Annotated in this window: 28 protein-coding genes and 1 riboswitch; of the genes, 11 read left to right on the top strand and 17 right to left on the bottom strand. The window is 73.4% G+C overall.

Annotated features, from left to right (window positions below; all coding sequences use genetic code 11):
- Positions 1-36 precede the first annotated feature (36 nt).
- Both DMB38_RS10865 and DMB38_RS10860 read right to left on the bottom strand, forming a co-directional pair.
- Complete coding sequence (locus tag DMB38_RS10865) at positions 37-624, bottom strand: isochorismatase family protein (RefSeq protein WP_125934999.1); 588 nt, start codon at positions 622-624, stop codon at positions 37-39.
- A 93-nt stretch (positions 625-717) separates the two neighbouring features.
- Entirely contained in the window at positions 718-2040 is a 1323-nt protein-coding gene (locus tag DMB38_RS10860) for a nicotinate phosphoribosyltransferase (protein ID WP_125934998.1), read from the bottom strand.
- A gap of 136 nt (positions 2041-2176) precedes the next feature.
- On the opposite strand from DMB38_RS10860, the gene clpS reads away from it, so the two are divergent.
- From clpS to DMB38_RS10845, 3 genes are all read left to right on the top strand, one after another.
- Positions 2177-2485, top strand: a complete 309-nt coding sequence (gene clpS / locus DMB38_RS10855; RefSeq protein WP_018834043.1) for an ATP-dependent Clp protease adapter ClpS — start codon at positions 2177-2179, stop codon at positions 2483-2485.
- A complete protein-coding gene (locus DMB38_RS10850) occupies positions 2485-3084 on the top strand; it encodes a DUF2017 domain-containing protein (RefSeq protein WP_125934997.1) in 600 nt (199 codons plus the stop codon). The genes clpS and DMB38_RS10850 overlap by 1 nt, the downstream gene beginning before the upstream one ends.
- A 107-nt stretch (positions 3085-3191) precedes the next feature.
- Complete coding sequence (locus DMB38_RS10845; protein WP_125934996.1) at positions 3192-4625, top strand: amino acid permease; 1434 nt, start codon at positions 3192-3194, stop codon at positions 4623-4625.
- A gap of 48 nt (positions 4626-4673) precedes the next feature.
- Here DMB38_RS10845 and DMB38_RS10840 read toward each other — a convergent pair whose 3' ends face one another.
- From DMB38_RS10840 to DMB38_RS10820, 5 genes are all read right to left on the bottom strand, one after another.
- Positions 4674-5624 carry a cysteine synthase gene (locus DMB38_RS10840; protein ID WP_125934995.1) on the bottom strand — a complete coding sequence of 317 codons (951 nt, stop codon included), beginning with the start codon at positions 5622-5624 and terminating at the stop codon, positions 4674-4676.
- A complete protein-coding gene (locus DMB38_RS10835) occupies positions 5624-5902 on the bottom strand; it encodes a MoaD/ThiS family protein (protein ID WP_125934994.1) in 279 nt (92 codons plus the stop codon). Before DMB38_RS10835 ends, DMB38_RS10840 begins: the two co-directional genes overlap by 1 nt.
- 120 nt (positions 5903-6022) lie before the next feature.
- Positions 6023-6157 (bottom strand): putative leader peptide, encoded by a 135-nt coding sequence (locus tag DMB38_RS10830; protein ID WP_346429503.1) that lies wholly within the window; start codon positions 6155-6157, stop codon positions 6023-6025.
- A gap of 64 nt (positions 6158-6221) precedes the next feature.
- Entirely contained in the window at positions 6222-6674 is a 453-nt protein-coding gene (locus DMB38_RS10825) for a M67 family metallopeptidase (RefSeq protein WP_125934992.1), read from the bottom strand.
- 92 nt (positions 6675-6766) lie between these two features.
- Positions 6767-7234, bottom strand: coding sequence for a type II toxin-antitoxin system PemK/MazF family toxin (locus tag DMB38_RS10820; protein ID WP_125934991.1), 468 nt, complete (start codon positions 7232-7234; stop codon positions 6767-6769).
- A 193-nt stretch (positions 7235-7427) separates the two neighbouring features.
- On the opposite strand from DMB38_RS10820, the gene DMB38_RS10815 reads away from it, so the two are divergent.
- The 4 genes from DMB38_RS10815 (at position 7428) to rdgB (ending at position 10122) form a co-directional block, all read left to right on the top strand.
- Positions 7428-8180 (top strand): MBL fold metallo-hydrolase, encoded by a 753-nt coding sequence (locus DMB38_RS10815; protein ID WP_125934990.1) that lies wholly within the window; start codon positions 7428-7430, stop codon positions 8178-8180.
- 189 nt (positions 8181-8369) lie between these two features.
- Entirely contained in the window at positions 8370-9128 is a 759-nt protein-coding gene (gene rph / locus DMB38_RS10810; protein ID WP_125934989.1) for a ribonuclease PH, read from the top strand.
- A complete protein-coding gene (locus tag DMB38_RS10805; protein WP_125934988.1) occupies positions 9128-9514 on the top strand; it encodes a hypothetical protein in 387 nt (128 codons plus the stop codon). Before rph ends, DMB38_RS10805 begins: the two co-directional genes overlap by 1 nt.
- Positions 9511-10122 (top strand): RdgB/HAM1 family non-canonical purine NTP pyrophosphatase, encoded by a 612-nt coding sequence (rdgB, locus tag DMB38_RS10800; protein ID WP_125934987.1) that lies wholly within the window; start codon positions 9511-9513, stop codon positions 10120-10122. Before DMB38_RS10805 ends, rdgB begins: the two co-directional genes overlap by 4 nt.
- 119 nt (positions 10123-10241) lie before the next feature.
- Here the strand turns inward: rdgB and DMB38_RS10795 are convergent, their stop codons facing one another.
- The 4 genes from DMB38_RS10795 to DMB38_RS10780 form a co-directional block, all read right to left on the bottom strand.
- Positions 10242-11099, bottom strand: coding sequence for a fumarylacetoacetate hydrolase family protein (locus DMB38_RS10795; protein ID WP_125934986.1), 858 nt, complete (start codon positions 11097-11099; stop codon positions 10242-10244).
- A 48-nt stretch (positions 11100-11147) separates the two neighbouring features.
- Complete coding sequence (locus tag DMB38_RS10790; protein ID WP_125934985.1) at positions 11148-11981, bottom strand: YidC/Oxa1 family membrane protein insertase; 834 nt, start codon at positions 11979-11981, stop codon at positions 11148-11150.
- A gap of 144 nt (positions 11982-12125) precedes the next feature.
- On the bottom strand, positions 12126-12449 hold the full coding sequence (locus DMB38_RS10785) for a DUF6412 domain-containing protein (protein ID WP_125934984.1): 324 nt from the start codon (positions 12447-12449) through the stop codon (positions 12126-12128).
- Positions 12450-12556: 107 nt separating this feature from the next.
- Complete coding sequence (locus DMB38_RS10780) at positions 12557-13849, bottom strand: DUF445 domain-containing protein (protein WP_125934983.1); 1293 nt, start codon at positions 13847-13849, stop codon at positions 12557-12559.
- Between the two features lie 154 nt (positions 13850-14003).
- Between DMB38_RS10780 and DMB38_RS10775 the strand changes: the two genes are divergently transcribed.
- From DMB38_RS10775 to DMB38_RS10765, 3 genes are read left to right on the top strand one after another with little or no spacing between them, the layout of a single operon-like run.
- On the top strand, positions 14004-14546 hold the full coding sequence (locus DMB38_RS10775) for a TetR family transcriptional regulator (protein WP_125934982.1): 543 nt from the start codon (positions 14004-14006) through the stop codon (positions 14544-14546).
- 57 nt (positions 14547-14603) lie between these two features.
- Positions 14604-16187, top strand: coding sequence for an MFS transporter (locus tag DMB38_RS10770; protein WP_125934981.1), 1584 nt, complete (start codon positions 14604-14606; stop codon positions 16185-16187).
- Between the two features lie 55 nt (positions 16188-16242).
- Entirely contained in the window at positions 16243-17553 is a 1311-nt protein-coding gene (locus DMB38_RS10765; protein ID WP_125938947.1) for an SGNH/GDSL hydrolase family protein, read from the top strand.
- Positions 17554-17578: 25 nt separating this feature from the next.
- Here DMB38_RS10765 and DMB38_RS10760 read toward each other — a convergent pair whose 3' ends face one another.
- The 4 genes from DMB38_RS10760 to DMB38_RS10745 are packed head-to-tail and all read right to left on the bottom strand — an operon-like array spanning position 17579 to position 20930.
- Positions 17579-18295, bottom strand: a complete 717-nt coding sequence (locus DMB38_RS10760) for a DUF1707 domain-containing protein (RefSeq protein WP_125934980.1) — start codon at positions 18293-18295, stop codon at positions 17579-17581.
- 9 nt (positions 18296-18304) lie between these two features.
- The gene (locus DMB38_RS10755) at positions 18305-19243 is read right to left on the bottom strand and encodes an ATP-binding cassette domain-containing protein (RefSeq protein ID WP_047015952.1); all 939 of its coding nucleotides are present in this window, start codon (positions 19241-19243) and stop codon (positions 18305-18307) included.
- Positions 19244-19276: 33 nt separating this feature from the next.
- Positions 19277-20092 carry an ABC transporter permease gene (locus DMB38_RS10750; protein ID WP_125934979.1) on the bottom strand — a complete coding sequence of 272 codons (816 nt, stop codon included), beginning with the start codon at positions 20090-20092 and terminating at the stop codon, positions 19277-19279.
- The gene (locus DMB38_RS10745) at positions 20085-20930 is read right to left on the bottom strand and encodes an ABC-2 family transporter protein (protein WP_125934978.1); all 846 of its coding nucleotides are present in this window, start codon (positions 20928-20930) and stop codon (positions 20085-20087) included. The genes DMB38_RS10750 and DMB38_RS10745 overlap by 8 nt, the downstream gene beginning before the upstream one ends.
- A 183-nt stretch (positions 20931-21113) precedes the next feature.
- Between DMB38_RS10745 and DMB38_RS10740 the strand changes: the two genes are divergently transcribed.
- The gene (locus DMB38_RS10740) at positions 21114-23318 is read left to right on the top strand and encodes a transglycosylase domain-containing protein (protein ID WP_125934977.1); all 2205 of its coding nucleotides are present in this window, start codon (positions 21114-21116) and stop codon (positions 23316-23318) included.
- A gap of 61 nt (positions 23319-23379) precedes the next feature.
- Here the strand turns inward: DMB38_RS10740 and DMB38_RS10735 are convergent, their stop codons facing one another.
- Together DMB38_RS10735 and DMB38_RS10730 are read right to left on the bottom strand one after the other, a co-directional pair.
- The gene (locus DMB38_RS10735) at positions 23380-23700 is read right to left on the bottom strand and encodes a multidrug efflux SMR transporter (RefSeq protein WP_125934976.1); all 321 of its coding nucleotides are present in this window, start codon (positions 23698-23700) and stop codon (positions 23380-23382) included.
- A 30-nt stretch (positions 23701-23730) separates the two neighbouring features.
- A riboswitch (guanidine-III (ykkC-III) riboswitch) is annotated at positions 23731-23798 on the bottom strand.
- Between the two features lie 57 nt (positions 23799-23855).
- A complete protein-coding gene (locus DMB38_RS10730) occupies positions 23856-24158 on the bottom strand; it encodes a co-chaperone GroES (protein ID WP_047019943.1) in 303 nt (100 codons plus the stop codon).
- Between the last annotated feature and the right edge of the window lie 9 nt (positions 24159-24167).

The raw sequence follows: 24167 nt of genomic DNA, 5'->3' as shown, positions 1-24167 counted from the left end.
GGGGCCCCGCGGGCGGCCCTGAGGGCGCCCGTGGCGTCAGCCGACGACGGGCTTGCCCGTCAGCTCCACGCCCGCCTCCGCGAGCTCCCCCAGCGCCCGGTGGGTGCTGTCCTCGGCCACGCCCGCCGTCAGGTCCAGCAGCACCTGGGTGCGGAAGCCCTCCGCCGCCGCGTCCAGCGCCGTGGCCTTCACGCAGTGGTCGGTGGCGATACCCACCACGTCGACCTCCGTGACCTCCCGGGCGCGCAGCCAGTCCGCCAGCGGCACGCCGTTCTCGTCCGCCCCCTGGAAGCCGCTGTACGCCGCCGCGTACGCGCCCTTGTCGAAGACCGCCGAGATCGCGCCGGAGGCGACGGTCGGGGCGAAGTTCGGGTGGAAGCCGACGCCCTCCGTGCCGGCCACGCAGTGCCGCGGCCAGGAGTGCACGAAGTCCGGGTGCGCCGAGAAGTGGTCGCCCGGCTCGATGTGGTGGTCGCGGGTGGCGACGACGTGCTGGTAGCCGGCCGTGGACCGGCCGATCAGGTCCGTGATCGCGGCGGCGACGTCCGCGCCCCCGGTCACCCCCATGCTGCCGCCCTCGCAGAAGTCGTTCTGCACGTCAACGACGATCAGTGCACGATGCATGGTGCGATGCCCTTCGTGAGTCGGCGTCGGACGGGCGGACCGCTGGGAGCCAAGCCGCCGCGCGTCCCGGTTCTCTGCCCGCTGGGCCGGGTGTCATACGTACTCCGTCGGCAGGACCGGCTCGCCCCTGGAGAGCTGGGTGGCGGACAGCGGCAGCCCGTCCCTGGCCACGACGTGCCGGGCCCTGGCATCGTCCATGGGTTCCCGGCCCACGATCTTCCCGCCGCGCACCAGCGGCACCAGCAGCTCCCGCCCCGCCAGCTCCGCCGGCACCTCCCCGGTGCCGACGACCTCGGCCTCCGCGACCCCGTACGCGTCGAGCCGCCGGGCCGCCCACTTCCGCCCGCCGATCGACGTCTTCCCGCCCGTCGACCGCTTCGCCACCGGCACCAGCGGCGCGTCGGGGGCGTCGGAGGCGGCGCGGGCGACCAGCTTGTAGACCATCGAGCACGTCGGGTGCCCGCTGCCGGTGACCAGCCGGGTGCCCACGCCGTACGCGTCCACGGGGGCGGCGGCGAGCGAGGCGATGGCGTACTCGTCGAGATCGCTGGTGACGATGATCCGGGTGCGCTCCGCGCCCAGCTCGTCGAGCTGCTGGCGCACCCGGTGCGCGACCAGCAGCAGGTCGCCGGAGTCGATGCGCACCGCGCCCAGCTCCGGGCCCGCGACCTCCACGGCGGTACGGACCGCGGCTTCCACGTCGTACGTGTCGACCAGCAGCGTCGTCCCCACGCCCATGGACTCGACCTGCGCGGTGAACGCCTCGCGCTCGCTGTCGTGCAGCAGCGTGAAGGCGTGCGCGGCGGTGCCGACGGTGGGGATGGCGTAGCGGAAGCCGGCGGCCAGGTCGGAGGTGGAGGCGAAGCCGCCGACGTACGCGGCCCGGGAGGCGGCCACCGCGGACAGCTCGTGGGTGCGCCGGGCGCCCATCTCGATGAGCGGCCGGCCGGCGGCGGCGACGGCCATCCGGGAGGCCGCGGCGGCGATGGCGGAGTCGTGGTTGAGGATCGACAGCACCACCGTCTCCAGCAGCACGCACTCGGCGAAGCTCCCCTCGACGCGCAGCACGGGGGAGCCGGGGAAGTACACCTCGCCCTCGGGATAGCCCCAGATGTCGCCGGTGAACCGGAAGTCCGCGAGCCACTCCAGCGTCGGGGTGTCGACCACGTCGTGCGCGCGGAGGAAGCGCAGCACCTCGGGCTCGAAGCGGAAGCTCTCCAGCGCGTCCAGGACGCGCCCGGTGCCCGCGACGACCCCGTAGCGGCGGCCCTCGGGCAGCCGGCGGGTGAAGGTCTCGAAGACCGACCGCCGGCCGGCGGTGCCGGCGTGCAACGCGGCCTGAACCATGGTCAGCTCGTAGTGATCGGTGAAGAGAGCCGTCGAGGGGACGGTGACCGGCAGCTTCAGTTCCGACATGCACCTGATCCTACGCCCATACTCGTCACTCTGACGATTTCCGGTGTCCGAATGGCTGCGGCACCGTCTCGGGTGGCAGCATGGGACCGTCAGGGCTGCGATCGCAGCCGGAGCTAACGAGGAGTTGCCGCCAACCGTGAGCGTCGCACCCACGGAGATCGAGCGCCCGGAGACCGTCGAGTCCCAGTCACCCGCGGCGGTGCCTGAACCGGACGTCCCCTGGGTGACGATCGTCCACAACGACCCGGTGAACCTCATGAGCTACGTGACGTACGTCTTCCAGGCGTACTTCGGATATCCGAGGGAGAAGGCCCGCAAGCTCATGATGGACGTACACACCAAGGGGAGGGCCATCGTCTCCAGCGGGTCCCGCGAGGAGATGGAGCGGGACGTGCAGGCGATGCACGGCTACGGCCTGTGGGCCACCCTCCAGCAGGACCGCTGATGGCGGGGCACTTCGAAGCGGTTCCCGGCGGCGGCGCGGCCGTCGCGCTGGACGAGCTGGAGATCTCCATCCTGCGCACCCTGACCGTGCAGTTGCTGGAGCTGATCGGCCCCGGCGACGCCCCCGCGGACGCCCCGCCGCCCGCCGACCCGCTGGACGCGCTCTTCGCCGAGGGCCCCAGCAAGCCGCCGTCCGACCCGGCGCTGGCGCGGCTCTTCCCCGACGCGTACGGCGAGCCGGGCAAGGGCCCGGACGACGAGGAGCGGGCCCGCTCGGCGGAGTTCCGCCGCTACACCGAGCCGGAGCTGCGGGAGAGCAAGCGGGAGAACGCGCTGGCGGTCGTCCGCGGGCTCGACCTGCTCTCCGTGCAGGGCGAGGGCGGCGCCGTGCTCAAGGTCGGCCCGGAGGAGTCGCGGCAGTGGCTCGCGACGCTGAACGACCTGCGGCTGGCCATAGGCGCGCGGCTCGACATCCGCGACGACGACGACGGCGAGGAGCTGTTCCGGCTGCCGGACGAGGACGAGCGCAAACCGATGGTGATGGCGTACCTGTGGCTGGGCGGGCTCCAGGAGACCCTGATCGAGACGCTGATGGGCTAGGCCCGCGGGCTCTCCTGGGGCCCGTTCGGGTGAATGTGCACATAATCACCCTTTTCCCGTGGTAAAGCTGCAGACGGGGGACTGCACGGGAAAGGGCACAACTCCACATGACCACTGCGAAGGTGCCGGAGGGCGGCGGCGCGGCTCCGTCCTCCGAGGAGGGCTACGAGCGCGGGCTCGGCAGCCGCCAGATCCAGATGATAGCCATCGGCGGCGCCATCGGGGTGGGCCTCTTCCTGGGCGCCGGCAAGATCATCGAGAAGGCGGGGCCCAGCCTCATCTTCCTCTACGCGCTCGCCGGCGTCGTGATCTTCTTCATCATGCGGGCCCTGGGCGAACTGCTCCTCTACCGCCCCGTCTCCGGCAGCTTCGCCGAGTACGCCCGCGAGTTCCTCGGCCCCTACTTCGGCTACGTCACGGGCTGGACGTACTGGCTGATGTGGGCCGTCACCGGCATGACCGAGCTAACCGCCGCCGCCATCTACATCAACTACTGGTGGCCGGCCATCCCCCAGTGGGTGAGCGCGCTCGGCTTCCTCCTGCTCCTCTTCGGCGTCAACCTGATCTCGGTGAAGATCTTCGGCGAGCTGGAGTTCTGGTTCTCGATGGTCAAGGTCACCGCGATCATCGGCATGATCGTCATCGGCGTCGGCGTCCTCACCCTCGGCTTCTCCGCCGCCGGCAGCACCGCCACCACCACGAACCTCTGGAACCACGGCGGCTTCTTCCCCAACGGCATCGGCGACAGCCTCATGACCCTCCAGGGCGTGATGTTCGCCTACCTCGCCGTCGAACTCGTCGGCGTCACCGCGGGCGAGAGCGCGAACCCCGAGAAGACCCTGCCCAAGGCGATCAACACGCTGCCCTGGCGGATCGTCATCTTCTACGTCGGCTCGCTGATCGTCATCCTGTCGGTGGTCCGGTGGACGGAGTTCAGCGAGGGCATCAGCCCGTTCGTCGCCGCCTTCGGCAAGATCGGCATCCCGCTGGCCGCCGGCATCGTCAACTTCGTCGTGCTCACCGCGGCCCTGTCGTCGTGCAACTCCGGCATGTACTCCACCGGCCGCATGCTGCGCGCCCTGGCCGCCAACGCCGAGGCGCCCAAGGTCTTCGGCCGGCTCAGCCCGCGCCGGGTGCCGGCCGCGGGCATCGCCATGTCGGTCGTGGTCATGTCCGTCGGCGTGGTCCTCAACTACCTCGTGCCGGAGAAGGCGTTCGGGTACGTCATGTCCGTGGCCACCGCCGCCGGTATCTGGACCTGGGCGATGATCCTCGTCAGCCACATCCGCTACCGCAGCCGGGTCGCCGCGGGACACCTGCCCGCCTCGTCGTTCCCGGCGCCGGGCGGGGTGGTGTGCAGTTGGCTGGCGCTGGTGTTCCTCGCCTTCGTCACCGTGCTCACCGCGCTCGACGCCGACGCGCGCGTCTCGCTGTACGTGGGCGCGGGATGGGCGGTGCTGCTCTCCGGCGGGTGGGCGGTGAGCCGGCGGCGGGCCGCGGCCCGGGAGGCGGGACCGGAGTACGTCGCGGGGGCGCAGTAGCCGGCCGCGCCCCCGTTCCCGCCGCGCGCCCGGCGCGTACGCCGGGTGCTACGCCCAGAGCTGGCCGTGCAGCGCGGCGACGGCCTCCTCCGTGGTCTCCGCGGTGTAGATGCCCGTCGACAGGTACTTCCAGCCGCCGTCCGCGACGAGGAACGCGATGTCCGCGCTCTCCCCGGCCCGTACCGCCTTGCGGCCCACGCCGATCGCGGCGTGCAGCGAGGCGCCGGTGGAGACGCCCGCGAAGATGCCCTCCTCGCGGAGGAGTTCGCGGGTACGGGTCACGGCGTCCTCGGAGCCGACGGAGTAGCGGGTGGTGAGCACCGACTCGTCGTACAGCTCGGGCACGAAGCCCTCGTCGAGGTTGCGCAGCCCGTAGACGAGGTCGTCGTAGCGCGGCTCGGCGGCCACGATCTGCACGCCGGGGCGGTGCTCGCGGAGGAACCGGCCGGCGCCCATGAGCGTGCCCGTGGTGCCCAGGCCGGCCACGAAGTGGGTGATCGACGGCAGGTCCGCGAGGATCTCGGGGCCGGTGGTGGCGTAGTGCGCGCCGGCGTTGTCGGGGTTGCCGTACTGGTAGAGCATCACCCAGTCCGGGTGCTCGGCGGCCAGCTCCTTGGCGACCCGTACGGCGGTGTTGGAGCCGCCGGCCGCGGGCGAGGAGATGATCTCCGCGCCCCACATGGCGAGCAGTTGGCGCCGCTCCGCGCTGGTGTTCTCCGGCATCACGCAGACGATGCGGTAGCCCTTGAGCTTCGCCGCCATGGCCAGCGAGATGCCGGTGTTGCCCGAGGTGGGCTCCAGGATCGTGCAGCCGGGGGTGAGCCGGCCGTCCTTCTCCGCCTGCTCGACCATGAAGAGCGCCGGGCGGTCCTTCACGGAGCCGGTGGGGTTGCGGTCCTCCAGCTTCGCCCAGATCCGCACGTCGGGGGCGGGGGAGAGGCGGGGCAGGTGGACCAGGGGCGTGTCCCCGACGGCCGCGAGGGTGCTCTCGTAACGCATCAGACCGAGCCGCCGGCGACGGCGGGCAGGATCGTCACGCTGTCGCCGTCGGTGAGCTTGGTGGCGATGCCGTCGAGGAAGCGGACGTCCTCGTCGTTGAGGTAGACGTTGACGAACCGGCGCAGGTCGTCGCCGTCGACCAGGCGCGCGCGGATCCCGGTGTGCCGGGACTCCAGGTCGTCGATCAGCTCGGCCAGCGTGGTGCCGTCGCCCTCGACGGCCTTCGCGCCGTCGGTGTAGCTGCGGAGGATGGTCGGGATGCGGACCTCGATGGCCATTTCGGGGCTCCTGTGGGATACGGGGAGTCGGGCTGCGGGCGCTTGCGGACGCGGGCCGGCCGCGCCGCAGGCGGGCGGGGACGTACGCGGCCGGGGCCGCCGGACGCCGGGTCGGCGGAGTCAGGCGCGGCCGGCCGCGCGGGGCGGCGCGGTCGTACAGGCGGCGCTGGCGAGACGGCAGAGGTCGACGTGGAGACGGGCGACGAGCAGCACCTGCCCGCCCGGGGGTTTCCGGGTCACGTCGTGGACAACCATGGGCTCATGGTATCGATTCCCCGTCCGCCCGCCGGATCGCCGTTTCATGATGCGGACCGGGGTCTCAGCCGGCGGGGGCGTCGTCGTACGAGGCGATCACCTTGACGTCCTCTTCGGTGATCACACCGTCCACGATGCGGAACGAGCGGAAGGAGACCGGCTCTTCGCCGTCGCCGGACTCGGCGGTGGAGACCAGGACGTAGTGGGCGCCGGGCTCGTTGGCGTAGGAGACGTCGGTGCGGGAGGGGTACGCCTCGGTGGCGGTGTGCGAGTGGTAGATCACCACCGGCTCCTCGTCGCGGTCGTCCATCTCCCGGTAGAGCCGGAGCAGGTCCTGCGAGTCGAACTCGTAGAACGTGGGGGAGCGGGCGGCGTTGAGCATGGGGATGAAGCGCTGCGGCCGGCCGTCGGCGGGCGCCGGCGCCGGGCCCGCGACCACGCCGCACGCCTCGTCGGGGTGGTCCTTGCGGGCGTGGGCGACGATCTGCTCGTACAGCTCCTCCGTGATGGTCAGCATGGGGGAAGGATGGCACGGCCGCGGCGGGCTTACCTCGTACGTTCCGAACACTGAGACGAATCTGCTCGGATGCCGGGAGACTTTCCGGGGCGTCAGGTGTCGGACAGGTGCCGGACCCGGTCCCACACCGCCGGGTCCACGGGACCGGCGCCGCGGCGGAGGTCCCGGAGGGCGACCTCGCGCAGCGCGTCCGTCTCCAGGAACGCCGGGCGGTCCGCCCCGGCGCCGGCGGAGCCGGGCGGCAGCGGGATCCGGTCCGGCCGGCCGCCGTCCTCCCGGGTGGTGATCCAGGCCACCGTCACCGTCTCGCCCGCGGTCTTCAGCACCAGGCAGGGCCGGTCCTCGCCGTCCGCCGTCTCCGCGTTCCCGTACGGCACGGCGGCCCACCACACCTCGCCGGGCTCCGGCGCCCGCGCCGGGCCCGCGCCCGGCTCGCTTCCGCCCTCCGGCCCGGCCGGGCGCCGGTGCGCGCGCCGCACCCGGCCGAAGCTGTCGACCAGCCCGGCGATCACGGCCAGCACCACCACGGCCACGATGGCCGGCCACCACGAGGCGTCCATGCACCCGATCCTAGGACCGGTCCCCGGCGCCGCCCGCGCACGCGCGCGGCGCCGCGCAGGCGGGTCGCCATACTGGTGATTCCGCCCACAACCGGGATGGCCGGGGGACCGCTCCGGTCCGTCCCGGCTTACCCTCGGCAGAGCCGGCGGGGCATCGTCGCCCCGTCCCGACCGTGCCGGAGGTCCCTCCCCGATGAAGCTCACCGTCGTCGGTTGCTCGGGCTCGTTCCCGTCCGCGGACTCCGCGTGTTCGAGCTACCTGGTCGAGGCGGAGGGGTACGCGCTCCTGCTCGACATGGGCAACGGTGCGCTGGGGGCACTGCAGCAGCACTGCGGACTGTACGACCTCGACGCCGTCCTCCTGAGCCACCTGCACGCGGACCACTGCATCGACATGTGCGCCTACTTCGTCGCGCGCTACTACCGCCACGACGGCGGCCCCGCGGACGTGCTCCCCGTCTACGGCCCCAAGGGCACGGAGCAGCGGCTCACCACCGCGTACGCGGACACCCCCTCGGAGACGTCGATGAGCGAGGTCTTCGACTTCCGGGCGCTGGAGCGGGGCGCGTTCGAGATCGGCCCGTTCCGGGTGCACGCGGACCGGGTGAGCCACCCGGTCGAGGCGTACGCCTTCCGCATCGAGCACGACGGCCGCAGCCTCGTCTACTCCGGCGACACCGGCCCCTGCGAGGCGCTGACCGAACTGAGCGCGGACGCCGATCTGCTGCTCTGCGAGGCGGCGTTCACCCACGGCCGCGAGCAGATCCCCGACCTGCACCTCAACGGCCGCGAGGCGGGCGAGGCCGCCGCGGCGGCGGGCGTGGGGCGGCTGGTGCTCACGCACATCCCGCCGTGGACCGACCCGCAGGTCAACCTGCGGGACGCGAAGGACATGTACGGGGGTCCGGTCGAACTGGCGCGCGCGGGCGCGGTGTACGAGGTCTGAGGATCTCCCCGGCCGGTCTCCCGGCCCGGGGCGGGCGGGTCGAACTCGACGACGGCGAACCGGGAGATCACGCAGTAGGGGGCCCAGGGCGCTGTCCCCAGGGGCACCGCGGTGCGGGCCGCGGGGCCTTTTGGTCCGGGGGCGGGGACGGAGGGCCGGCCTTCATGAAGGGCCTATAGGGTCGGGGGCATGGCTACCTCTGAGACCTCCGGCGGCTTCGGCCGTATCGACGGACGTACCCCCGCCGAGCTGCGCCCCGTGGCGCTGGAACGCGGCTGGAGCATGCACGCCGAGGGGTCCGTGCTGGTGTCCTTCGGCGACACCCGGGTGCTCTGCACCGCCAGCTTCACCGAGGGCGTGCCGCGCTGGCGCAAGGGCAGCGGCGAGGGGTGGGTCACCGCGGAGTACGCGATGCTGCCGCGGTCCACGAACACCCGGGGCGACCGGGAGTCCGTACGCGGCAAGATCGGCGGCCGCACGCACGAGATCTCCCGGCTCATCGGCCGGTCGCTGCGCGCCGTCATCGACTTCAAGGCCCTCGGCGAGAACACCGTCGTCCTCGACTGCGACGTCCTCCAGGCCGACGGTGGCACCCGTACCGCCGCCATCACCGGGGCGTACGTCGCCCTCGCCGACGCCGTCGCGTGGGGCCGGCGGAACAAGCTGATCAAGTCCAAGGCGACACCGCTGACCGGCACCGTGGCCGCCGTCAGCGTCGGCATCGTGGGCTCCGTGCCGCTGCTCGACCTCTGCTACGAGGAGGACGTGCGGGCGGAGACCGACATGAACGTCGTCTGCACCGGCGACGGACGCTTCGTCGAGGTGCAGGGCACCGCGGAGGGCGAGCCGTTCGCCCGCGCCGAACTCGACGCGCTGCTCGACCTCGCGGTCGGCGGCTGCGCGCAGCTCGACGGGCTGCAGCGCACGGCACTGGAGGGAGACCAGTGATGGGGAAGAGGCTCTGGACCCGCGCGGGCGTCGCGCTGGCGGCGGGCGCCGCCGCGGTGACGCTCACCGGCGCGTGTGACGCCGTGAGCAAGGCCATAGACTGCGGCCAGCTCGCCACCAGGATCGCGGCCGACGTCGATCAGTTGCAGGAAGCCGTCTCCGGCGCGGGCGAGAACCCGCAGGCCGCCGCGGACGCCCTCAACGAGATCGACAAGAACCTCGACGACTTCGGCGACCAGGCCGACAACGCCGACGTCGGCAAGGCGGTCGACGACCTCCAGCGGGCGGTCGACAACGCCCAGCAGGCCACCGACCGCGGCGAGGTACCCGACTTCCGGCCGGTCGGCGACGCCGCCGGCGAACTGACGAACGTCTGCACCTCGTGACCGCGCACCGTCTCGTCCTCGCCACCCGCAACGCGGGCAAGATCACCGAGCTGCGCGCCATCCTCGGCGAGGCGGGCGTCGACGCCGAACTCCTCGGCGCCGCCGACTTCCCCGACGTCCCGGACGTGCCCGAGACCGGCGTCACCTTCGCCGAGAACGCGCTCCTCAAGGCGCACGCGCTCGCCCGGGCCACCGGGCTCCCCGCGGTCGCCGACGACTCCGGGCTCTGCGTCGACGTCCTCGGCGGCGCCCCCGGCATCTTCTCCGCCCGCTGGGCCGGCCGGCACGGCGACGACGCCGCGAACCTCGCCCTGCTCCTCGCCCAGCTCTCCGACGTCGGCCCCGGGCACCGCGCCGCGCACTTCGCCTGCGCCGCGGCCCTCGCGCTGCCGGACGGCACGGAGCGGGTCGCGGAGGGGAAGCTGGAGGGCACGCTGCGGTACGAGCCGGCGGGCACCGGGGGCTTCGGGTACGACCCGGTCCTCCAGCCGCTCGGCGAGGACCGCACCTGCGCCGAGCTCACCCCCGAGGAGAAGAACGCCATCAGCCACCGCGGCAAGGCGTTCCGCGCGCTGGCCCCGGCGGTGCGGGAGTTGCTCAAGGGCTGAGCGCCCGCGTACGGGCCGTCTCGCGCGGCCCGTACGGACGCCGCCGTACGGAGAGGCCCGTACAGACGCCGAGGGCGCCGCCGGATCCCTCCGGCGGCGCCCTCGCAGTCGTCCTGCGCCTACGCGCCCTTGATCTCCTGCCGCTGCCGGCCGAGGCCGTCGACCTCCAGCTCCACGACGTCGCCCGCGCGCAGATACGGCTTCGGCTCCGCCATGCCCAGCGCGACCCCCGCCGGCGTACCGGTGTTGATCACGTCGCCCGGGTAGAGCGTCATGAACCGGCTCAGATACCGCACCACATGGGCCACCGGGAAGATCTGGTCCGCCGTCGTGCTGTCCTGGCGCTTCTCGCCGTTCACCCACAGCCGCAGCCCCAGGGCCTGCGGGTCCGGCACCTCGTCCGCCGTCACCAGCCACGGGCCCAGCGGGTTGAACGTCTCGCAGTTCTTGCCCTTGTCCCACTGCCCGCCGCGCTCCAACTGGAACTCGCGCTCGGAGACGTCGTGCGCCACGGCGTAGCCGGCGACCGCGGCCAGCGCGTCCGCGTCGGACTCCAGGTAGCGGGCCGTACGGCCGATGACCACCGCCAGCTCCACCTCCCAGTCCGTCTTCTCGCTGCCGCGCGGCACGAGGACGGTGTCCTCGGGGCCCACCACCGTGTCCGGGGCCTTCATGAAGAGGATCGGCTCGGCCGGGATGGCCGCGCCGGTCTCGGCCGCGTGGTCGTGGTAGTTCAGCCCGATGCACACGATCTTGCCGATCCCGGCCACCGGCGGCCCCGTGCGCAGCCCTTCGGCGTCGAGCGCCGGCAGGTCGCCGGCCGCGGCGGCGTCCCGTACGCGGGCGAGCGCCGCGTCGTCGGACAGCAGCGCTCCGTCCACGTCGGACACGACTCCGGAGAGGTCCCGCAGGGTCCCTCCGTCGTCGAGCAGGGCCGGGCGCTCGCTCCCCGACGGTCCGACACGCAGCAGCTTCATGTGATGACTCCCCTCTCCGCGGTCGATCGATCATCCGTTGACGGCTGTTCATTCCGCAATACCCTGTTCAGCCCGTGGACCCGGGTGGCGGTAGAGGAGGGTGCGTTCCGCGGCGGTCCATGCGGTGGTGGTCGCCAGGTAGAGGCCCGCGGCGAGCGGCACGATCGCGGCCGTGACCAGGGTGCCGAAGGAGAGCAGGGGCAGCCAGCGGGTGAGTCCCGCGGCGGGGCCCGGGAGTTCGGGCGGCGGCGCGGCGGCCTGCGCCCTCCCGCCCTTCTTCCCGCCCTTGCCGTTCTTCCCGCGTCCCGCGCCCTTCGCGGCCGCCGCCTTCCGTACGGCCTCCGCCTCCGCCTTGCGCTCGGCCATCATCCGGCGGCTGCGCCAGAACGTGTACGCGGCCACCCCCGCGATCACCGCGAAGAGCCCCGCGTAGACCATGCCGTGCGCCCCGAACACCCCGCCGTCCGCGAGCGCGTCGGACCACCGCCCGCCCAGCGGGGCGCCGAGCAGGGTGTGGGTGAGCAGGTCGTGGTCGTGGCCGGTGAAGAGCCGGTACATCACCATGAACACCGGGATCTGCAGCACCATCGGGCCGCAGCCCGCCAGCGGCGAGGCGCCGGCCTCCGCGTACGTCTCGGTGAGCGCGCGGCGCAGCCGCTCGGGGTCGTGGCGGTGCTTGCGCTGGATCTCCGCCACCTGCGGCGCGAGGTCCCTGCGCACCCGGTCGCCGCGCGCGGCGGCGCGCGCGAGGGGGTGCAGGGCGAGGCGTACGCACAGGGTGAAGACGATGATCGCGACGCCGGTGGCGGAGGCGCCGAAGAGGGGGTCGAGGGTGCCGGCGAGGCCGGACAGGAGGGCGGAGAGCGCGCCGAATACGGACATGGAAGGGCTCCACAGGTCTCGTCGTGCCGGAAGAGGGGCGGCGTGACGAGCCGTGCGGGGCGCCCGGCGGGCGGCATCGCGGGTAGCGGGCAGCGCACGGCCGGGGGCCGTGCTGCGGGCTACGGGCGGTGTACGGCGGGGCGCCTACACGGCCGTCGCGGTGCGACGGCCGGGCGCCCTGGGCCGCGGGCGGCCCGCGGCGTCCGGGTCCCGCTGGGGCAGGAAGGCGGTGCGCCGCGCGCGTTCGCGCAGCGCGGTGCGGATTCCGGCGGCCGACGCGGGCGCCGCGACGGCGGCGCAGAGCGCGAGCCCGGCGAGCAGCGTCAGGGCGGCGGACGCGGCGGAGGCCGCGGCACCGGCGAGGCCGGTGGCGACGCCCGTCTCGTCGAGGACGAGGTCGGCGGCGAGGAGGAGCAGGGCGACGGCGACCATGCGCCAGCGCGTGGCGGCATCGAGGATGCGGAGCATCGGGGCCGTCCTCCCTTCCGTTCACCGTCCCGTACGAGGCGTACGCGGCGTCTGCGCGCATCCTAACGCGGCACCGCCCCGCCCGGCCCGGGCGGCGACCGCCCCGCTCAGCCCGCGACCGCCCGGTACACCGTGTAGATGACCAGCCCCGCGAGCGAGCCCACCACCGTGCCGTTGATGCGGATGAACTGCAGGTCCCGGCCGATGTTGGCCTCGATCTTGCGCGACGTCTGGTCCGCGTCCCAGCCCGCGACCGTGTCCGAGATCAGCGACGTGATCTGGTGCTGGTACGTCGTCACCACGTGCGTCGCGACGTCCTCCGCCCAGCCGTCGACCTTCGCCTGCAGCCGCTCGTCCGCCGCCATCCGCTGCCCGAACGACAGCAGCGCCGTCCGTGCCCGCAGCCGCAGCTCGCTCCGCTCGTCCTCGGCCGCGCCGACGATCATGCCGCGCAGTGACGTCCACGCCGAGGCGATGAAGTCCTGCACCTCGTCGCGGGCCAGGATCTCGCCCTTGAGCCGCTCGACGCGCGCCCGGGTCGCGGTGTCGCCCTGGAGGTCGGCGGCGAAGTCGGAGAGGAAGCGGTCGAGCGCGCCGCGCGCCGGGTGCTCGGGCGAGTCGCGCATCTCGCCGATGAACCGCAGCAGTTCCTTGTAGACCCGCTCGCCGACCCGGCGGTCGACGAACCGCGGGGTCCAGCCGGGTGCGCCGCCGGCGACGGCGCCGACGACCGAGGGCCCGTTGAGGATCAGCCAGGACTCGGCGCGCTCGCAGACCATGTCCACGACGCGGCGGTGGCCGCCGTCCGCGACGACCCTCTCCAGCAGCTTCCCGAGCCCGGGGCCGACCTCCAGGGCGGCGGCCCGGCGGTTGATGGCCTCCCCGACGATGGCCTGCACGTCGTTGTCCCGCAGCACGGTCAGCGCGCCGCGCAGCACGGTCGACGCCTCGGCGGTGACCCGGTCGGCGTTGTCGGGCTCGGCGAGCCAGCCGCCGACGCGGCTGCCGAGGCCGAGCGCGTGCAGCCGGGCGCGTACGACGTCGGCGGAGAGGAAGTTCTCGCCGACGAAGTCGCCGAGGCTCCGGCCGAGCTGGTCCTTCTTGGTGGGGATGATCGCGGTGTGCGGGATGGGCAGCCCGAGGGGCCGCTTGAAGAGCGCCGTGACCGCGAACCAGTCCGCCAGCGCGCCGACCATGCCCGCCTCCGCCGCCGCGGCGACGTAGCCCGACCAGGCGCCGGCGCCGTTGTGCTGCGCCCAGCGGGCGAGGGTGAAGACCACGGCGGCCAGCAGCAGCAGGCCGGTCGCGAGGGTCTTCATCCGGCGCACGCCGCGCCGCTTCTCCGCGTCGGCGTCCGTATAGGCAAAGCCCCCCGGTCCTTCCGCTGCCGGCCGATCCATCGCGCTCCGTCCGCTCACGCCGTTCCCGAGGGCCATTGTCCCCGGGCCCGGCACCATCTTTCACTCGGAGAACGGATCGGGGGTTCCCGGTGTCCCGGGCCCGGCCGGACGGCGCCGCCGTAACTTTACCTTCCGGATGGTAAAGTTACGTTCCATGCGACCGAGCTCCCGCACCCAGCTCCTCGAAGCCGCCCTCCGCGTGGTCGAACGCGCGGGGATCACCGCGCTCACGCTCGACGCCGTCGCGGCCGAGGCCGGCCTCACCAAGCCCGGGCTGATGTACCACTTCCCCAGCCGCGACGCGCTGCTGCTGGCCATCCAGCGGCACCTGACCGAGACCCTGGACGAGCGCCTCCGCGCCGAGCTGGGCAAGCCCTTCGAGGAGACCACCGCCCGCGAGCGGGCCGCGGCCTACGTGCGGTGCTGCGGGCAGAGCGGCGGGACGGCGGACTTCGTCTTCATGGTCGCCTCCGCCACCCGGCCGGAGCTGGCGCGGATCTGGGACGAGTTCGCCGACCGCTGGGCGCCCGAGCCGCCCGGCCCGGACCCGGACCCGGAGGCCGTCGACCTCTTCCTGGCCCGGGTGGCGGCGGACGGGCTGTGGCTGTTCCACGCCACCGCGCAGTCCACCCTCGGCCCCGAGGTGGAAGAGGCGGTGCGCCGGCGGCTCGCCGCGCTCATCGACCCGGCGTCCTGACCGCCCGCCCGCGCACGTACCCGCGCACGCACACACAGGCAGAAAGCAAGGTGCTCCATGGTGAAGGCGCGACGCTGGTGGGTGCTCGCGACCGTCTCGGCGGGACTGCTGCTGATCTCGCTCGACGTGACGATCCTCTACACGGCCCTGCCCACCCTCACCGCCGACCTGGACGCCGACGCGTCCGCGAAGCTCTGGATCATCAACGCCTACCCGCTGGTGATGGCCGGGCTGCTGCTGGGCGCCGGGACGCTGGGCGACCGCGTGGGCCACAAGCGGATGTTCCTCACCGGGCTCGTCCTCTTCGGCGCGGCGTCCACGGTGGCCGCGTTCGCGCCCTCGGCGGCGGTGCTGATCGGCGCCCGCGCGTTCCTCGCGGTCGGCGCCGCGGCGATGATGCCCGCGACGCTGGCGCTGGTGAGGATCACCTTCGACGACGAACGCGAGCGCGGCATCGCCATCGGCATCTGGGGCACGGTCGCCGTCGTCGGCGCGGCGCTCGGCCCGGTAGCGGGCGGGCTGCTGCTGAACCACTTCTGGTGGGGCTCGGTCTTCCTCGTCAACGTCCCCGTCGTGCTGGCGGCGCTCGCCGCCACCGCGCTGCTCGCGCCCGGCGGCTCGGGCAGCAAGGACCGGCCGTGGGATCCGGTGGCCTCGGTGCAGGTCATGGCCGGGCTCGTCGGCCTCGTGTACGCGATCAAGGAGGGCGCCCGGCCGGAGCCCGACCCGGTGCACATCGTCGCCGCGCTGCTGGTCTCCGCCGCAGGGTTCACCGTCTTCGTACGCCGCCAGCGCACCCGCACGTACCCGCTGATCGACTTCGCGCTCTTCCGCAACCGGCAGTTGCTCGCCGGGGTCCTCGGCGCGGGACTGTCGATGTTCGCCACCGCGGGCGTCGAGCTGATCCTCGCCCAGCGCCTCCAGCTCGTGCTCGGCCTCAGCCCGCTGCACGCCGGGCTGGTGGTCGCCGCCTCGGCCGTCGGCGCCCTCCCGGCGGGCGTCGTCGCCGGCGGCCTGGTCTACCGCGTGCCCGCGCGGCACCTCATCGGCGGCGGGCTGCTCGTCGGCGCCCTCGGCATCGTGCTGACCCTGCTGCTCACGCCGGGCATCGGCCCGCTGCTGGGCGCCGGGCGCGCCGCGGGCTGGGTCGTGCCCGGCGTGATCCTCACCGGACTGGGGCTCGGCGCGGTCATGACCGCGGCCTCCGCCGCGATCATCGGCGGCGCGCCGCCGCACCGGGCCGGCATGGCGTCGTCGGTGGAGGAGGTCTCGTTCGAACTGGGCAGCCTCACCGGCGTCGCCGTCCTGGGCAGCGTCCTGACCGCCGTCTACACCGCCACCGTCGACCTGCCCGCGGGCGCCCCCGCGGCGGCCTCCGACGGCATCGACGAGGCCCGCGCGGTCGCCGGCGAACTGCCGCCGGACGGCTCGCGTTCGCTGCTGGAGAGCGCCGCCTCGGCCTTCGACAACGGCTACACGCTCACGCTGGCCATCAGCGTCGCCGTGCTCGCCGCCGGCGGCGTCGCCGCCCGCCTCCTCCTCGGCCACCGCATCGCCGGCGCCGCACCGGAGGACGAGACCCCCGGCGACGGACCGGGCGATGCCGGGGCTGTGACCGGAACGTCTCCCTCCCCTCGCTAGGATGGCGGACCGCCGAGACGGCGCGTACGACGAACTTCCGGGGGAGCAGGCTGACGTGAGGAACAGGACGGGCTACGCCGTGCTCGCCGCCCTGGTGGCGGTCGTGGCCCTGCTCGTCGTCGGCGTGCATGCCCTCACCGACCGCCCGGGCGTGCCCGCGGCCGCGGGCGCCGGCGGCGGCGCGGACGCCGCCGCCCCCGCCTCCGTCGGCGGCTGGGCCGGCACCTGGGCCGCCGCGCAGGCCGCGGCGGAGCCGGGCACCCGGGACGGCTTCGCCGGGATGTCCCTGCGCAACGTCGTGCACACCTCCATCGGCGGCGCGAGGGCCCGGATACACCTGTCCAACGAGTACGGCGAGACGCCGCTGACCCTCACCCGCTCCAGCGTCGCCGTCGCCGCCGGGGCGGGTGCCCCGGCGGCGCAGCCGGAGACGATGCGGCCCCTGACCTTCGCCGGCGCCACCGCGGTGACGATCCCCGCCGGCCGGACGGTGACCAGCGACCCCGTACGGCTGCGGGTGCCGGCCGACACCGACCTGCTGGTGACGACGTACGCGCCGGCGCCGGCCGGCCCGGTCACGTACCACCCGCACGCGCTGCAGACCTCCTACCTGGCCGCGGGCGACCACACCCGGGACGCCGAAGGGACGGCGTACGACCGGGAGTTCCGGTCCTGGCGCTACGTCACCGCCGTCGACGTCTGGAGCGAGCACGCCACCGGCGCCGTCGCCGTCCTCGGCGACTCGCTCACCGACGGCACCACCTCCACGCCCGGCGCCAACCGCCGCTGGACCGACTACCTCGCCGTCCGCCTGCGCGAGGAGCCCGGCGCCCCGCGCTACGGGGTGCTCAACCTCGGCCTCAGCGGCAACCGGATCCTCACCGACGGCGGCACCGAGTTCCCCGGCAACGGCCCCTCCGGGCTCAACCGCCTCGACCGTGACGTGCTCTCCCGCACCGGCGTCAAGGCCGTCATCGTCGAACTGGGCATCAACGACATCCTCAAGTCCCCCGCCACCGCCGACGCGGACGCCATCGTCGCCGGCCTGCGCGAGACCGCACGGCAGTCCCGCGACCGGGGCCTCAGGGTGCTCGGCGCGACGCTGATGCCGTTCCGGGGGCACGCGGCGTACACGCCGCGGGCGGAGCGCGTACGGCAGGAGGTCAACGAACTGATACGCGCGGGCGGCGTCTTCGACGCGGTCCTCGACTTCGACGCCGCCCTGCGCGACCCGGACCGGCCCGCGCGCCTGCACCCGGCGTACGACTCGGGCGACCATCTGCACCTGACGGACCTGGGCTTCCACGAGATGGCCCTGACCCTGGACCCCGCGGACCTCAAGCCCCGCGCCCAGGCCGTGCTCTGACCCGGCCTACGCGGCGACTCCCGTACTACTCCAGCCGCTTGCGGCGCTCCTCGCGCGCGAGGCGCCGCTCCTCCCTGGCCAGCCGCCGCTGCTCCCTGGCCGCCTCCGCCTCCGCGCGCCTGGCCGCCTTGGTCTTCTTCCGGCTCGTCCCCACGCCGCCCCAGAAGGCGAAGCCGGTGAGCGTGACGCGCGGGGCGCCGGGAGCGTGGGGGACGCCGGTCTGGGAGTGGTCGAAGCCGCCCATGATGCCGATGCCGCGCACTTCCAGCGCCATGTCGGGCGGCAGGATGACGTGCGCGCCGCCCATGATCGAGATGCAGCGGATCTCCACCTCCGCGGCCTCGAAGTCCGCCTCGCGCAGGTCCAGTTCGCCGCCGCCCCAGAACGAGAACATGGTGAACCGCCGCGGCACCGTCCAGGCGCCCTTGCGCTGGAAGCCGCTCATGATCGCGATGCCCCGGCGCGACGTCGCCTCGCCGCCGACGCGGCCGGCCCAGCCGGCCGCGGGCCGGGCCGCGGGCGCCGCCTCGCGCGGCGCGGGCGCGGCGCCCGCGGCGGGCAGGTCGCGGGTGAGCGGTTCGAGCTGGGCGTAGGTCTTCGCCCGGTACGTCTCCTCCAGGCGCTCCTCGAACTCGTCCATGGCGAGCCGGCCCTCCGCCAGCGCGTCACGCAGGATGTCGGCGACCCGCTCCCGGTCGGCGTCCGAGGCGCGCAGCTCCGGCAGGTGCTCATCGCTCGTCATGCACAAACCCTATGCGTACATGCGGGCGATGACGTCCTCGATGTCGGGCTCCCGCACCGAGAGGTCCACCAGCGGCCACCGCGCGGCCACCTCCGCGACGAGCGGCGCCGCGCTCGCCCCCGCCGGGAACGCGAGCCACTGCCGCGGGCCCTCCACCTTCACCGTGCGGCAGCCGGCGAGGTCGATGGGCGGCAGCTCGCGCTCCAGGTCGACGACGAGCATCCGCTCGCTCTCGCCGACCGCGTGCAGCCCGTCGAGGCCGCCGTCGTACATCAGCCGGCCGTGGTCGATGACCATGACCCTCTTGCAGAGCTGCTCGATGTCGGACAGGTCGTGCGTGGTGAGCAGCACGGTCGTGCCGCGTTCCGCGTTCAGCTCGCGCAGGAACTCCCGCACCTTCGCCTTGCTGAGCACGTCCAGGCCGATCGTCGGCTCGTCCAGATACAGCACCTCGGGGTCGTGCAGCAGGGCGGCGGCGATGTCCCCGCGCATCCGCTGGCCGAGCGAGAGCTGCCGCACCGGCACCTCCAGCAGGTCGCCGAGGCCCAGCAGTTCGGTGCAGCGCTCCAGGTTCTCGCGGTAACGGTCGCCGGGGATGCGGTACATGCGGCGCATCACCCGGTACGAGTCGAGCAGCGGCAGGTCCCACCACAGGGTGGTGCGCTGGCCGAAGACCACGCCGATGCGCCGGGCCAGCTTCGTCCGCTCGCGCGCCGGGTCGATGCCCGCGACGCGCAGCCGGCCGCCGCTGGGGGTGAGGATGCCGGTGAGCATCTTGATGGTGGTGGACTTGCCCGCGCCGTTGGGGCCGATGTAGCCGACCATCTCGCCGCGGGGCACGGAGAAGCTGATGCCGCCGACGGCGCGCACCTCGTGCCGCGTACGGCGCAGCCGGCCCGCCCGGCGGCGTACGACGAAGACCTTCTCCAGGTCCTCGACCTCGATCACGTGCCCCTCCTTCGCGTCGTGTGCACCGTCGCGTCAGCTTCCCGTGCTGCGGTACCCGCGCAGCCCCGTGCGCCACGCCAGCCCGGCCAGCGCGCAGCACGCGGCGGCGACCAGCGGCGAGGCGAAGTCGACCCAGCCGGGCAGGCCCAGCGGGTCGTCCCGGCCGAGGATGTGCAGGGCCGGCAGCCAGTTGACGAACGCCAGCGGCACGGCGAACGTCACGCCGCGCACCAGCTCCTTGCTGAAGATCGTCGGCGGGTACTGGGTGAGCATGTTGCCGCCGTACGTGAAGGAGTTCTGCACCTCGGCCGCGTCCGTGGCCCAGAACTGGAACGCCGCGCCGCACGCGAACACCGCCCCGAAGATCGCCGCCCCGGACAGCACCATCACCGGGACCAGCACCACCGCGACCGGCGTCCACGCCACGCCGTCCAGCGCGGTCAGCGACCAGACCAGCACGATCAGCCCCTGGAGCACCCGCCCGATCCGGCGCAGCGCGAAGCGGTCGGCGGCTATCTGCGCGAACACCGGCACCGGCCGGACCAGCAGCGTGTCCATCGTGCCGTCGCGGATCCTGCTGCCGATCCGGTCCAGGTTGCCCAGCAGCAGGTCGGCCAGGCCCAGGGAGGTGGAGGTGGTGCCGTAGAGGAGCCCGACCTCGGCGAAGGTGAAGCCGCCGAGCACGTCGGTGTGCGAGAACATGATCGCGATCGCGGCGAAGTCGGCGGCGGTCATCAGCAGATTGCCGAGCGCGGTCATGGCGAACGACATGCGGTACGTCATCGTCGTACGCACCCACATGGCGACGATCAGCCCGTACCCCCGCACCCCCGCGGCCAGCTCAGCCACCCTGCACCACCACCTTGCGGGTCGCGAGCGCCTGCATCGCCCGCCCGGCGGCCAGCAGCGCCACCGCCCAGGCCGCCTGGAACGCCAGCGCACCGGCGAGGCCCGCGCCGGTGTGCCGGCCGAGCAGCACGTCGGCGGGGACCTGGAGCATCGCCGCCCACGGCAGCGCCTGCGCGAGGTCGCCGGCGGCGCCGGGGAAGACGGTCAGCGGCAGCAGGGTGCCGGACAGGAGGATCGCCACCAGCGAGTTCATCAGGTTGATCCCCTGGCCGTCGAGGAGCCAGAACGCGGCGAGGCCGACCAGGTAGCGGATGGCGAAGCTCACCAGGCAGCCCAGCGTCACGGAGAGGAGGAAGAGCAGCCAGGTGTGCGCCGCCGTCGGCAGCGCCAGCTCGAACGCCAGCGCGCCCACCGCCATCGGCGCGATGCCGCGGCCGAGCAGTTGGAACGAGGCCCGGCCCAGGTCGTGGGCCAGCCACCAGAGCTGCAGGTCCGCGGGGCGGTAGAGGTCCACGGCCACGTCGCCGGAGCGGATGCGCTCCTGGAGGTCCTCCTGGAAGCCGTAGCCGAGGAGGGCGGCGGGCGCCAGCAGCGCCTGGCCGATCCAGACGAAGGTGAGCGCCTGCGCCTCGTCGTACCCGCCGAGCTGCGGGCGCTCGTGCCAGAGCGCGATGAACGTGTAGGCCAGGATGAAGCCGAAGACCGTGTTGGTGAAGACGCCGGCGGCGGTGGCCGCGCGGTACGTCGAGAAGCGGCGGAAGCCGCCGGCCGCCACCAGCCCGTACAGCCGCAGCGCCTGCACGGCGGGCGCGTCCCGCAGGGCACCGGACCCGCGCATGCTCCCGCCACCCCCGCTCTCCCCAGGGGGCCCCGCCGCCGGGCCCCGCACAAAGGACCCGACTCTAGTCCAGTCGGGTTGAGCCCTGCGACTGATTATCCACACCTACCGGATATCTGCATTCTTAATGACAAACTGCTCGCAAGTGTCATATCAGACGAGGATCGAGCCCACGGACGGCAGATGAGCCACACGGAGATGCGACAGGGCACCCGGAGCTTCGGCCCCCAGGCGGAACCGGAGGACACCGAGCGCACGGACCTCGAACCGGCGCACCCGCCCGCCCCGCCCACCGGCCGCCCCGCGAAGGACCGCCGCCGGCGCACGTACCGCAGGACCTGGTGGAAGGTGCTGCTGGGCGCCGCGATGCTGACGGTGGCGCTGGCCTCCGGGGCGTTCGCCGTCGGCTACCTGACCGTCGACATCCCGCGGCCCAACGACATGGCGACCGCGCAGAGCAACCACTACTTCTACGCCGACGGCACCAAGCTCGCCGACAAGGGCGAGGTCGACCGGGAGAGCGTCGAGTTGCAGCGCGTCCCCGACCACGTGCGGATGGCCGTCCTGGCCGCCGAGGACCGCGAGTTCTACTCCGACTCCGCGGTCAACCCGATGGCGATGGTGAGGGCCGGCTTCAACACTCTCACCGGCAAGGGCACCCAGTCGGGCTCGACCATCACCCAGCAGTACGTGAAGAACTACTACCTCGATCAGGAACAGACGATCAGCCGCAAGCTCCGCGAGGCGTTCATCGCCATCAAGCTGGACCGCGAGGTCACCAAGGACGACGTCCTGGAGGGCTACCTCAACACCAGCTACTTCGGCCGCAACGCCTACGGCGTGCAGGCCGCCGCCCAGGCGTACTACGACAAGGACGTCGAGGAACTGACCGTCGCCGAGGGCGCGTTCCTCGCGACGCTGCTCCAGGCCCCGAGCACGTACGACGTGGCCGTGCACCCCGGCAACCGGCCCGCCGCCGAGGCCCGCTGGAACTACGTGCTGGACGGCATGGTCAAGGAGGGCTGGCTCGCGCCCGGCAGCCGCGGCAGCCTCGAGTTCCCCGTGCCCGAGCCGTCCCGGCTCGACCCCGGCCTCTCCGGGCAGCGCGGCTATCTCGTCGAGGCCATCAACAGCTACCTCACCGAGCATCGCATCATCGACGAGAAGACCCTCGCCGCCGGCGGCTTCCGCATCGTCACCACGCTCCAGCCCGAGAAGCAGGACGCCTTCGTCGGCGCCGTCGAGGAGCAACTGACCTACCAGCTCGACCCCGAGTCCAACCCCGCCGACGCCTACGTGCGCGTCGGCGGCGCCTCCATCGACGTCGCCAGCGGCAAGGTCGTCGCGCTCTACGGCGGCACCGACTACACCCGGCAGTACGTCTCCAACGCCACCCGCCGCGACTACCAGGCCGGCTCCACCTTCAAGCCGTTCGTCTTCGCCGCCGCCGTGCAGGAGAAGGCGAAGAACTACGAGGGCAAGCGGATCACGCCGCGGACGATGTACGACGGCGACACCGACCGCCGGGTGATCGGCAAGAAGGGCAAGGCGCTCCGCTACGCGCCGAGCAACCAGGACGACGTCTCGTACGGCCGCCTCAACGTCGCCGACGCGACCAACGACTCGGTCAACTCCGTCTACGCGCAGATGGCCCAGGACGTCGGCCCCAAGAAGGTCCGCGCCACCGCCGTCCGCCTCGGCCTGCCGTCCGCCACCCCGGAGCTGAAGGCCCACCCCTCCATCGGCCTCGGCACCGCCACCCCCAGCGCGCTCGACCTCGCGCAGGCGTACGCCACGCTCGCCGGCCACGGCGACCACGGCGGCTACCGGCTCGTGGACGAGCTCAGCCGCAACGGCGAGATCTTCCAGCTCCCGCCGCGGCGCCCGCACCCCGTGATCTCCCGCAACGCGGCGGACGCGACGACCGCGATGCTGCAGAACGTCGTCGAGAACGGCTCCGGCGAGGAGGCGCAGATCGCCGAACGCCCGGCGGCCGGCAAGACCGGCACCGGGGAGCACGACCGCTCGGCGTGGTTCGCGGGCTACACCCCCGAGCTGGCGACGGTGGTCGGCGTGATGGGGCAGGACCCGGAGACGGGCGCGCAGAAGTCGCTCCACGGGGTGCTGGGCGAGGACCGGATCAGCGGCGGCGGGGTGCCGGCGAAGATCTGGGGCGCGTACACCAGGGACGCGCTGTGGGACGTGCCCGCGAGCGACTTCGACCTGGAGGTGAGCCACCGGCAGCGGATGCCGTACGTGCCCCCGCCGGCGCCCGACCCGGCCGAGGTACCGATGCCCGCCCCCGCGGCGCTCCCGGCCCCGCCCGTCCCGGCCGCGCCGCCGGTCCCGGCGGCACCCGCGGGTGCGGCACCGCCGGTGCCGCAGTAGGGAGCGGGCGGGGGAGAAGGGCGGGGGAGCGAGGCGGGAGCAGGCGGGAGACGTACGGGGATCAGTGCCCCGACGTCGCCTTCAGCCCGACCACCGCGACCAGCAGCAGGGCGACGAAGAACACCCGCGCCACCGTCGCGGGCTCGCCCAGCACCACCATGCCGAGCAGCGCCGCGCCGCCGGCGCCGATGCCCACCCACACGCCGTACGCGGTGCCGATGGGCAGGGTCTTCGCGGCCTGCGCGAGCAGCATCATGCTCGCGGCGATGCCGGCGATGGTGAAGACGCTGGGCCAGAGGCGGGTGAAGCCTTCGGTGTACTTCATGCCTATCGCCCAGCCCACTTCGAGCAGACCGGCGACGAGCAGCAGAATCCAGGCCATGAGACGGACCTCCGTAGTCGGACTGACGGGGGTGCGTCGTCTTTGCGTGACCCGGTACGGCGCGTCTCGTCGGGTTCCTCCCACCGTAGCAAGCCGCGGGAGAAGGCCGCGTGGGTGCCCGTGCCGCCTCTGCCGGAGGCGGCTGAGGGGGGCCGTTACAGGTACAGGCCGGTCGAGTCCTCCGTGCCCTCCAGCCGCTCCGAGGCGACCGCGTGCAGGTCGCGCTCGCGCAGCAGCACGTAGCCCACGCCCCGCACCTCGACCTCGCCGCGGTCCTCCGGGTCGAACAGCACCCGGTCCCCCGGCTCGACCGTCCGCACGTTCTGCCCCGTGGCCACCACTTCGGCCCAGGTCAGCCTCCGGCCCACGGCCGCGGTCGCGGGGATGACGATGCCGCCGCTCGACCGGCGCTCGCCCTCCGCGGAGTCGGTACGGACGAGCACCCGGTCGTGGAGCATCCGGATGGG

It is taken from the genome of Streptomyces sp. WAC 06738 (assembly GCF_003945505.1).
Classification (GTDB): domain Bacteria; phylum Actinomycetota; class Actinomycetes; order Streptomycetales; family Streptomycetaceae; genus Streptomyces.
Note: the sequence above shows the minus strand (reverse complement) of the source record. Positions and strands in the feature narration are given on the sequence as shown.

Excerpts from the sequence above, each read along its gene's own strand:
- DMB38_RS10865 (WP_125934999.1), bottom strand. The coding sequence starts at position 624 with ATGCATCGTGCACTGATCGTCGTTGACGTGCAGAACGACTTCTGCGAG.
- DMB38_RS10860 (WP_125934998.1), bottom strand. The coding sequence starts at position 2,040 with ATGTCGGAACTGAAGCTGCCGGTCACCGTCCCCTCGACGGCTCTCTTC.
- DMB38_RS10850 (WP_125934997.1), top strand. The coding sequence starts at position 2,485 with ATGGCGGGGCACTTCGAAGCGGTTCCCGGCGGCGGCGCGGCCGTCGCG.
- DMB38_RS10845 (WP_125934996.1), top strand. The coding sequence starts at position 3,192 with ATGACCACTGCGAAGGTGCCGGAGGGCGGCGGCGCGGCTCCGTCCTCC.
- DMB38_RS10840 (WP_125934995.1), bottom strand. The coding sequence starts at position 5,624 with ATGCGTTACGAGAGCACCCTCGCGGCCGTCGGGGACACGCCCCTGGTC.
- DMB38_RS10835 (WP_125934994.1), bottom strand. The coding sequence starts at position 5,902 with ATGGCCATCGAGGTCCGCATCCCGACCATCCTCCGCAGCTACACCGAC.
- DMB38_RS10830 (WP_346429503.1), bottom strand. The coding sequence starts at position 6,157 with ATGGTTGTCCACGACGTGACCCGGAAACCCCCGGGCGGGCAGGTGCTG.
- DMB38_RS10825 (WP_125934992.1), bottom strand. The coding sequence starts at position 6,674 with ATGCTGACCATCACGGAGGAGCTGTACGAGCAGATCGTCGCCCACGCC.
- DMB38_RS10820 (WP_125934991.1), bottom strand. The coding sequence starts at position 7,234 with ATGGACGCCTCGTGGTGGCCGGCCATCGTGGCCGTGGTGGTGCTGGCC.
- DMB38_RS10815 (WP_125934990.1), top strand. The coding sequence starts at position 7,428 with ATGAAGCTCACCGTCGTCGGTTGCTCGGGCTCGTTCCCGTCCGCGGAC.
- rph (WP_125934989.1), top strand. The coding sequence starts at position 8,370 with ATGGCTACCTCTGAGACCTCCGGCGGCTTCGGCCGTATCGACGGACGT.
- DMB38_RS10805 (WP_125934988.1), top strand. The coding sequence starts at position 9,128 with ATGGGGAAGAGGCTCTGGACCCGCGCGGGCGTCGCGCTGGCGGCGGGC.
- DMB38_RS10795 (WP_125934986.1), bottom strand. The coding sequence starts at position 11,099 with ATGAAGCTGCTGCGTGTCGGACCGTCGGGGAGCGAGCGCCCGGCCCTG.
- DMB38_RS10790 (WP_125934985.1), bottom strand. The coding sequence starts at position 11,981 with ATGTCCGTATTCGGCGCGCTCTCCGCCCTCCTGTCCGGCCTCGCCGGC.
- DMB38_RS10785 (WP_125934984.1), bottom strand. The coding sequence starts at position 12,449 with ATGCTCCGCATCCTCGATGCCGCCACGCGCTGGCGCATGGTCGCCGTC.
- DMB38_RS10780 (WP_125934983.1), bottom strand. The coding sequence starts at position 13,849 with ATGGATCGGCCGGCAGCGGAAGGACCGGGGGGCTTTGCCTATACGGAC.
- DMB38_RS10775 (WP_125934982.1), top strand. The coding sequence starts at position 14,004 with ATGCGACCGAGCTCCCGCACCCAGCTCCTCGAAGCCGCCCTCCGCGTG.
- DMB38_RS10770 (WP_125934981.1), top strand. The coding sequence starts at position 14,604 with ATGGTGAAGGCGCGACGCTGGTGGGTGCTCGCGACCGTCTCGGCGGGA.
- DMB38_RS10760 (WP_125934980.1), bottom strand. The coding sequence starts at position 18,295 with ATGACGAGCGATGAGCACCTGCCGGAGCTGCGCGCCTCGGACGCCGAC.
- DMB38_RS10745 (WP_125934978.1), bottom strand. The coding sequence starts at position 20,930 with ATGCGCGGGTCCGGTGCCCTGCGGGACGCGCCCGCCGTGCAGGCGCTG.
- DMB38_RS10740 (WP_125934977.1), top strand. The coding sequence starts at position 21,114 with ATGAGCCACACGGAGATGCGACAGGGCACCCGGAGCTTCGGCCCCCAG.
- DMB38_RS10735 (WP_125934976.1), bottom strand. The coding sequence starts at position 23,700 with ATGGCCTGGATTCTGCTGCTCGTCGCCGGTCTGCTCGAAGTGGGCTGG.
- DMB38_RS10730 (WP_047019943.1), bottom strand. The coding sequence starts at position 24,158 with ATGCTCCACGACCGGGTGCTCGTCCGTACCGACTCCGCGGAGGGCGAG.